7 protein-coding genes are annotated in these 7,580 nt (G+C 46.3%); 3 read left to right on the top strand and 4 right to left on the bottom strand.

The annotated features are described in order from the left end of the window. Together ACJMLT_RS00440 and ACJMLT_RS00435 are read right to left on the bottom strand one after the other, a co-directional pair. Positions 1-1,024, bottom strand: a 1,024-nt coding sequence (locus ACJMLT_RS00440; RefSeq protein WP_405724938.1) for a transglutaminase domain-containing protein, incomplete at its 3' end; no start/stop codon positions are given. A 15-nt stretch (positions 1,025-1,039) separates the two neighbouring features. After that, the gene (locus ACJMLT_RS00435; RefSeq protein ID WP_405724935.1) at positions 1,040-1,684 is read right to left on the bottom strand and encodes a Crp/Fnr family transcriptional regulator; all 645 of its coding nucleotides are present in this window, start codon (positions 1,682-1,684) and stop codon (positions 1,040-1,042) included. A 251-nt stretch (positions 1,685-1,935) separates the two neighbouring features. Here ACJMLT_RS00435 and ACJMLT_RS00430 point away from each other — a divergent pair, with 251 nt between their 5' ends. From ACJMLT_RS00430 to ACJMLT_RS00420, 3 genes are all read left to right on the top strand, one after another. Then, positions 1,936-2,319 (top strand): desulfoferrodoxin family protein, encoded by a 384-nt coding sequence (locus tag ACJMLT_RS00430; protein ID WP_405724932.1) that lies wholly within the window; start codon positions 1,936-1,938, stop codon positions 2,317-2,319. Between the two features lie 133 nt (positions 2,320-2,452). After that, positions 2,453-4,972, top strand: a complete 2,520-nt coding sequence (locus ACJMLT_RS00425) for an FAD-dependent oxidoreductase (RefSeq protein ID WP_405724929.1) — start codon at positions 2,453-2,455, stop codon at positions 4,970-4,972. A 272-nt stretch (positions 4,973-5,244) separates the two neighbouring features. After that, complete coding sequence (locus ACJMLT_RS00420; RefSeq protein WP_405724926.1) at positions 5,245-5,682, top strand: hypothetical protein; 438 nt, start codon at positions 5,245-5,247, stop codon at positions 5,680-5,682. A 150-nt stretch (positions 5,683-5,832) separates the two neighbouring features. Here ACJMLT_RS00420 and rbr read toward each other — a convergent pair whose 3' ends face one another. Next, positions 5,833-6,381 (bottom strand): rubrerythrin, encoded by a 549-nt coding sequence (gene rbr, locus ACJMLT_RS00415; RefSeq protein WP_405724923.1) that lies wholly within the window; start codon positions 6,379-6,381, stop codon positions 5,833-5,835. 212 nt (positions 6,382-6,593) lie between these two features. Next, on the bottom strand, positions 6,594-7,499 hold the full coding sequence (gene argF, locus ACJMLT_RS00410; protein WP_405724920.1) for an ornithine carbamoyltransferase: 906 nt from the start codon (positions 7,497-7,499) through the stop codon (positions 6,594-6,596). Positions 7,500-7,580 lie beyond the last annotated feature (81 nt).

The following is a 7,580-nucleotide window of genomic DNA, read 5'->3' as shown; positions in this document are numbered from 1 at the left end:
TCGCGCTGGATGCAGATACTTTCTGGGGTTTGGGCAGCATTTCTGCTTTATAATAATAGCTGGTCGTGCCGGAAAATTCCCAGATATTATGGGTCTCGCTGAATTTATGCAGGCTGGTATCAAACCAGGAAGGGCTGTTATAATCTTTCCAGTTGAATTTCCCGTTTTCAAAGGTATTCCAGGAGCCCCATGTGCTGTCGATCATGACGGGACGCTGGTCGATAAATGCCGTCGTCCAGCTGTGGTTATACATGCTGTTCGGACTATGTCCTGCAGCACCGGTCGTAAACAGAGCAGGGATACCAACGGAACGCAGCAGCGCATTGGTCAGATTGGTATACCCCGAGCAGATAGAGGTCTTGTTATTCAATACCCAAACAGGGTCAGAATCGTAGTTGCCTTCGTAGGCATAGGCCACGTTGTATGTGACCCAATCAAAAATAGCTTTTGCCTTGTCATAGGGGTCTGTGAGTCCTTTGGTGATTTCTGCGGCTTTGGCATCGATGATCTTTTGGGACGCAGGATCGTCTGCATAATACGGCGTCAGTGCAAACGCCATTGCTTCACTGTCGCCGCGGAGCTTCGTAAAATCCTCCAGATTTTTGGCTTCAAAGCGGGCGAGGGCGGGTGCGGTTTCGCCGTTTTCAATGCGGAAATAGCCTGCATTTTTCAGGAATCCATCCAGAAATTCCCCGTTGGATTCAAAAGAGGCCTGCATTTTATATAATCCGTCCTTTTCTGTGCCGTCCAGACGGAAGGATGCCTTGCCATTTTTTACTTTTGTTTTTAATTCGTGGCCGGTATAGGGGATGCCACTCCAGTTTTCATCATATTCCGAATAAGACATATATACCGTATCGCCGTTATATTCCGCAGGAAACCCCTTCGCAGTAATGGTATCTCCGTCAAAGACCCACATGACGTCTTTGCCGCCCCTTACCTGATGAGCCGCCAAGGCTGTAGCAGGAAAAGCAGATACCAGAAGAGCAGCGGATAAAAACAGCGCCAGATATTTTTTCTTCATAAAAATGCCCCCTTTTTAAAGCAGCGTTACCATTCGGCCGTCCAGTTCGATCATCTCTTCTTCCTTCATTTTTTTCAGTTCCCGCATCATGGCGCTGCGGTCGATGCAAAGATAATTGGCCAGCTTCAGCAGAGAAAACGGCAGTTCAAAGGTCAGGCTGTTCTGTTTGGTGGACTGGATGCGGAAATAGCTCATCAGCTTCCCGCGGATGGAACGGTGGCTGAGGATGTCCACTTTTTCTGTCAGGTGAACGACCTTGCCCGCCATCAGCTGCAGCATGTTTTCCACTACCTGTGTATGGTGCTGGCAGGCATTGGAGCAGCGCTTGGTGATCTGGCTTTTTTCGATAAACAGAACGGAGCAGTCCTTTTCGCAGACGGTGATAAATTCATCCTCCTGATTGGAAAAGGCAAAAGCATCCCCGAAAACGCCGGTATCTTCCAGATACTCCAGAAGATCCAGAGAACCGTCGATGGAGATACGGCTGACAGAAACCGCCCCTTCCAGCAGCAGACAGACATATTCTTTTTTTCCGTCTGTGGTAGATATGATGTCTTTTTCGGAGAAAGAACGCTTTTTCATATCAAAGCAGGGGATCATTTTTTCGATGCTTTCGGCGGAAACATTCTGAAACAACGCGTTTTTCGAAATATTTTCCATAATTTGCTCCTTTCTGTTGCATTTGCAACAACAATTACTCTTAAACCCATGATATCATAAAATCACAGAAAAACAAGAGAGAAGAAACAAAAATAGAATAGAAAAGAGAAAAACGGGATAAAATTTAAAAGAACCCCGTTGACAAAAGCATACAAAAGAGATATAATTTATACAAGATATCAAAAGAGAATAATTATCAATTAAGAAAAACCATAAAAGAGAGAGTATATATTTAAAAGGAGGAACAAATCATGAAGGAACCTAAATTTTACAAATGCGCACACTGTGGCAACATCATCACAAAGATCGAAGATAAAGGCGTTCCCGTATTCTGCTGCGGCCAGAAAATGGACGAACTGGTTCCCAACACATCCGACGGTGCTGGTGAAAAACATGTTCCTGTAGTTGAAGTGAACGGCAAAGAAGTAAAAGTTGTTGTTGGTGAAGTAACTCACCCCATGATCGAAGAACATCATATCGCATGGATCTATCTGTACACAAACAAAGGTGGCCAGTTCAAATATCTGGATCACACAGGTGCTCCCGAAGCTGTTTTCGCACTGGCTGAAGGCGAAGAACTGATCGCAGCTTATGAATACTGCAACCTGCACGGTCTGTGGAAAAAAGAAATGTAATAGCGAAGAATTTTAAGGAGGAGGGTGGAAACACTCTCCTCTATTTTCATAAATAAGGAAAATGTGAACGGTCAAGCATTTCCCTTTCTTTTTTGACAAAAATCCTACTATTTTAATCTGAGAGGTGTAAATTATGAGAACATTGCAGCTGAAAAACGACCTGTACTGGGCAGGTATTCTGGATAAAGACCTGAAAGTATTCGATATCATTATGTACACAGAATTTGGTACAACCTATAACTCCTACATTCTGAAGGCAGGAGATCAGACCATCCTTTTCGAAACAGCGAAGGAAAAATTCTATGATGACTACAGACTGGCTCTGACAGAACAGCTGGACATCGATACCATTGACTATATCGTAGTCAGCCACACAGAACCTGACCACGCCGGCTCCATCGTTCGTCTGGTTCAGGAAAATCCCAAGGTAAAGATCATTGCAACTGCAACAGCCATCTCTTTCCTGAAGGAGATCGTAAATCAGGATTTCTACAGCATTCCCGTTAAAGACGGCGACGAAATGAAGATTGGTAACAAGACACTGAAATTCCTGGTAGTACCCAATCTGCACTGGCCTGACACCATGTATACTTATGTGGAAGAGGATAAAACACTGGTAACATGTGACTCCTTCGGTTCTCATTATGCCCACGAAGGCATCCTGCGCAGCACAGTAACAGATTATGAAGGTTACCTGCGTGCTACAAAATATTATTTCGACAACATTCTGGGCCCCTTCAAACAGCCCTTTATGGTCGACGCACTGAAACGCGTACGTGAACTGGATATCGACCTGATCTGTCCCGGTCATGGCCCTGTACTGGATAGCCACATTCCTGAACTGATGGCGATCTATGATGCATGGTGCGAAATGCCCACAAACGAAAAAACAACTGTCGTGATCCCTTATGTAAGTGCTTACGGCTACACAGAACAGCTGGCAGAAGAAATCACAAAAGGGATCAAAGAAGCAGGCGATATCGACGTAAAATCCTACGATCTGGTAACTGCAGACGCAGGCGTGGTGGCAGGCGAAATCGGCGCAGCCGATGGTATCCTCTTTGGTACTCCCACCATTCTGCAGGAAGCACTGAAACCCATCTGGGATCTGACCACAGGTATGTATGCACCCATCCATGGCGGCAAACTGGCTTCCGCATTCGGCAGCTACGGCTGGAGTGGTGAAGGTGTTCCTCATATCATCGAAAGACTGAAACAGATCAACCTCCGTGTGGTAGACGGCTTCAAAGTACGCCTGAAACCCTCCGAAAAAGATCTGGCAGAAGCATTCGAATTTGGCTATCAGTTTGGCGTGAAGCTGCTGCAGGGCGAAGAAAAGAAACCTTCCGCAAGAGCTGGTCTGGTGAAATGTCTGGTTTGCGGCGAAATCATTCCTTCTGATGCAGAAGTATGTCCCGTTTGCGGCGTAGGCCCCGACAATTTCGTTCCCGTAGCGGATCCCGATACAGGCTTCCGCAAAGATTCCGAAGAAAAATTCGTGATCCTGGGCGGCGGTACAGCGGCATTGAATGCGGCGAAGTCCATTCGTTTGAGAAACAGTAAAGCTTCTATCGTGATGCTGTCTGAAGAAAATGAACTGCCTTATGACAGACCTATGCTGACAAAGGCAATGTTCGGTGCGGTTGCAAATGGTGCTATTGCCAGCGAAAAAGCGGAATGGTACAAAGAAAACAACGTAGACCTGAGACTGAACAGCAAAGTAGAAAAACTGGATGCAGAGAAAAAAGAAGTCATCCTGACAGACGGCTCTGTATTCTCCTATGATAAATGCGTATACGCGCTGGGCTCCTACAGCTTCATCCCTCCTTTCAAAGGCAAAGACCTGCCCGAAGTGGTATCTGTTCGTGCCATCAAGGATGTGGAAAAGGTGAAAGAACTGGTGAAGGGCGCGAAAAATGCAGTCGTGATCGGCGGCGGCGTTCTGGGTCTGGAAGCGGCTTGGGAACTCAGAAAAGCGAAACTGAACGTAACGGTTCTGGAAGGCGCACCCGTTCTGATGGCGGGTAAAGTAGACCCCGAAACCGTACGTATCCTGACAGACGTAGCAAAACAGAAAGGTATTGAGATCCGCGTTGGCGTGAAGATCGACGAGATCAGCGGCACAGACCACGTGGAAGGCGTTGTAGCTGACGGCGAAACCATTGCAGCAGATCTGGTTCTGGTATCCACAGGCGTCAGAGCAAATATTGCCATCGCGCAGGCGGCAGGTCTGGCAACAGACAGAGCAGTCATCGTAGATGCAAATATGGAATCTTCTGTAAAAGATATCTATGCAGCAGGCGACTGCGCACAGTACGATGGTGCAAACATCACTATCTGGCCCGTGGCTTCTGAAATGGGCCGCATCGCAGGCGCAAATGCAGCAGGCGAAGCACTGGTTTACGAACCTGATGTAAACGGTATGAGCTTCCATGGTATGGGCACAAGCCTGTTCTCCATCGGCGATATCGGCACAAAACCCGAAGTTTCCTACAAAACAGTGGAAATCAAAGATGAAAAGAAACAGACTCTGGAAAAAATCTGGTTCAGAAACAACATCATCAGCGGCGCTGTACTGGTGGGCGACCTGTCCCGCATGGCAGAAATGATCGACGCTGTGAAAGGGAAAAAATGCTTTAAAGAAATTTTCTAAAATTAGTTCATATAAAATAGGGTTCAAGTTGGGTAGAAAACGATGATTCGTAGGATTGTGCAAAGCACAATCCTACTCATCCACTTGCTCCGCAAGTGATTTTTACCAACCGTAACCGAAAAATTCTGCAAGCAGATTTTTCAGTTCGATTGCTAAAATCGTTTTCTCCGCCTTCTTTGATATACTCTCTTAAGGAAAAGCACCCGAAAGGGTGCTTTTCTGATGCAACTTTTTTGGGCTGTTTTCGTCCATAGAAAAAAGGAGGTGCCGTGATGAAGAAACTGCTTTGTTTATTGTTATCGTTGTTTTGTCTAACGGGCTGCCAGCCTGTGGGACAGGGACAGCCAGAGCCTATGGATATTCCAAAGGACGAATACGTCTGGGCGGAAGCAGGTGCAACGATCCTTCTGCCGGAGGGAACGATGACATATTGTGATGTGCATATTGCGGAAAGCGGAGCCCTCTGGTTTGATTTTAAGGATGGGGGAGATACGGCCTTCTGGCTGGAGGCATGGGAAAAAGGAGTGGAAGAACCTCTGGAGGAACAGCTGGGCGTATTTACCCTCGGAGAAACGGATACCCATGTGATTCAGGTGATGACTTCCACCTGCGGCACCCTGAATAACGAAAAGATCCGTCCCTTGTGGGAGGAGATGCGGAAGAAGGCCGTGGAAATGACGGAAGAAAATATCATTCTCATGCAGCAATAAAAAAGAGCCTTACGGCTCCTTTTTGTGCAAAGCGGTCGGTGCTCCGAGCTAGGCTCGTGCGTCCTCTCAACAAAAAAGAGTCCTTTCGGACTCTTTTTATTTTTGGGGATAATATGAGTTATTTTGAATAAGCTTAGGTATTTTTTGATATTAGTAGTTCTGAGCCAGCAGCTGGAAGTAAGCCTGAGGGTGTTCGCATACAGGGCACATACCGGGAGCCTGTTTGCCTACGTGGATGTGACCACAGTTTGCGCACTGCCAGATCATGTCGCCGTCTCTGGAGAATACCAGACCGCCTTCTACGTTAGCCAGCAGTTTGCGATATCTTTCTTCGTGTTCTTTTTCGATCTTGCCTACTGCTTCAAACAGGTATGCGATGCGGTCGAAGCCTTCTTCTCTAGCTTCTTTTGCCATTCTGTCATACATGTCTGTCCATTCGTAGTTTTCACCCTGAGCAGCGTCCAGCAGGTTTTCAGCTGTGCCGGGGATATCGCTGTCATGCAGCAGTTTGAACCAGATTTTAGCATGTTCTTTTTCGTTGTTCGCTGTTTCCAGGAACAGAGCTGCGATCTGTTCGTAGCCTTCTTTTTTCGCTTTGGAAGCGTAGTATGTGTATTTATTTCTTGCCATGGATTCACCTGCGAATGCTTCCTGCAGGTTTTTTTCTGTTTTTGTACCTTTGATGTCAAATTTCTGCATAATGTTTTCCTCCTCTGAAAAATACTCTCTCTTTATTTGTTCCCTAATCGATAATCATTCTTATTTAATATCTTGTCTAAATTATATCCGTTTAGTAGGGAATTGTCAATACCTTTTTGGAAAAATATTCTTTTTTTTAAAAAGCGGTGTGTCTGGCTTTTTTTGAGATAACAAAAAGCCGCATATCTTAAAGATATGCGGCAATCTTTTTTTTAGCCCATCAGTTTTACCAGTACGGCTTTCTGTGCGTGCAGTCTGTTTTCTGCTTCATCGAAGATTTCATCAGCATGTTCTTCGAATACTTCGTTTGTAATTTCCTGTTCACGGTAAGCGGGCAGGCAGTGCAGCACCATTGCATCTTCTTTGGCAACGCTCATCAGTTCCTTGTTTACCTGATAGCCTGCGAAAGCAGCTTCTCTTGCTTTCTTTTCTTCTTCCTGACCCATGCTTGTCCAGCAGTCTGTGATCACAACGTCTGCGCCTTTGGCAGCTTCCATGGGATTGTCTGTCAGTGTAAATTTATCGGGATACTGAGCAGCAAATGTCATAACCATGGGATCGGGGTGATAGCCGTCGGGGCAGGCGATCTGTACGTTCATGCCCACTTTCAGACCACCAACGATCAGGGAGTTTGCCATGTTGTTGCCGTCGCCGATGTAACACATGGTCAGGCCTTCCAGTGTGCCTTTATGTTCACGGATGGTCAAGAGGTCAGCCATAACCTGACAGGGGTGACAGAAGTCTGTCAGACCGTTGATAACGGGGATAGAACCGCATTCCGCCAGCATTTCCACTTCAGACTGTTCGAAAGTACGGATCATGATACCATCCAGCATACGGCTCATGACGCGGGCAGTATCCTGTGTAGGTTCGCCGCGGCCGATCTGGGAGTCTTTTGCGCTGATGAACAGTGCGTGACCGCCCAGCTGGAACATCCCTGTTTCAAAGGAGATTCTGGTACGAGTGGAGGATTTTTCGAAGATCATACCCAGTGTTTTGCCTTTCAGGAAATGATGTTCTTTGCCTTCTTTTACGTACTGTTTCATTACTGCAGCCAGATCCAGCAGTTCATAGATTTCTTCTGTTGTTACGTCCAGCAGTTTCAGGAAATGTTTCATATACAACCAACCTTTCTGTTATTCGATCGTTTCCAGTGTATTTTTCAGGATCGCCAGACCCTGTTCCAGTTCTTCCTGTGT

The sequence above is a fragment of the Anaerotignum sp. genome (genome assembly GCF_045122575.1).
Taxonomy (GTDB): Bacteria; Bacillota; Clostridia; order Lachnospirales; family Anaerotignaceae; genus Anaerotignum_A.
This window is presented reverse-complemented; position numbering and strand designations above follow the sequence as displayed.

Excerpts from the sequence above, each read along its gene's own strand:
- ACJMLT_RS00425 (WP_405724929.1), top strand. The coding sequence starts at position 2,453 with ATGAGAACATTGCAGCTGAAAAACGACCTGTACTGGGCAGGTATTCTG.
- rbr (WP_405724923.1), bottom strand. The coding sequence starts at position 6,381 with ATGCAGAAATTTGACATCAAAGGTACAAAAACAGAAAAAAACCTGCAG.
- argF (WP_405724920.1), bottom strand. The coding sequence starts at position 7,499 with ATGAAACATTTCCTGAAACTGCTGGACGTAACAACAGAAGAAATCTAT.
- ACJMLT_RS00435 (WP_405724935.1), bottom strand. The coding sequence starts at position 1,684 with ATGGAAAATATTTCGAAAAACGCGTTGTTTCAGAATGTTTCCGCCGAA.
- ACJMLT_RS00430 (WP_405724932.1), top strand. The coding sequence starts at position 1,936 with ATGAAGGAACCTAAATTTTACAAATGCGCACACTGTGGCAACATCATC.
- ACJMLT_RS00420 (WP_405724926.1), top strand. The coding sequence starts at position 5,245 with ATGAAGAAACTGCTTTGTTTATTGTTATCGTTGTTTTGTCTAACGGGC.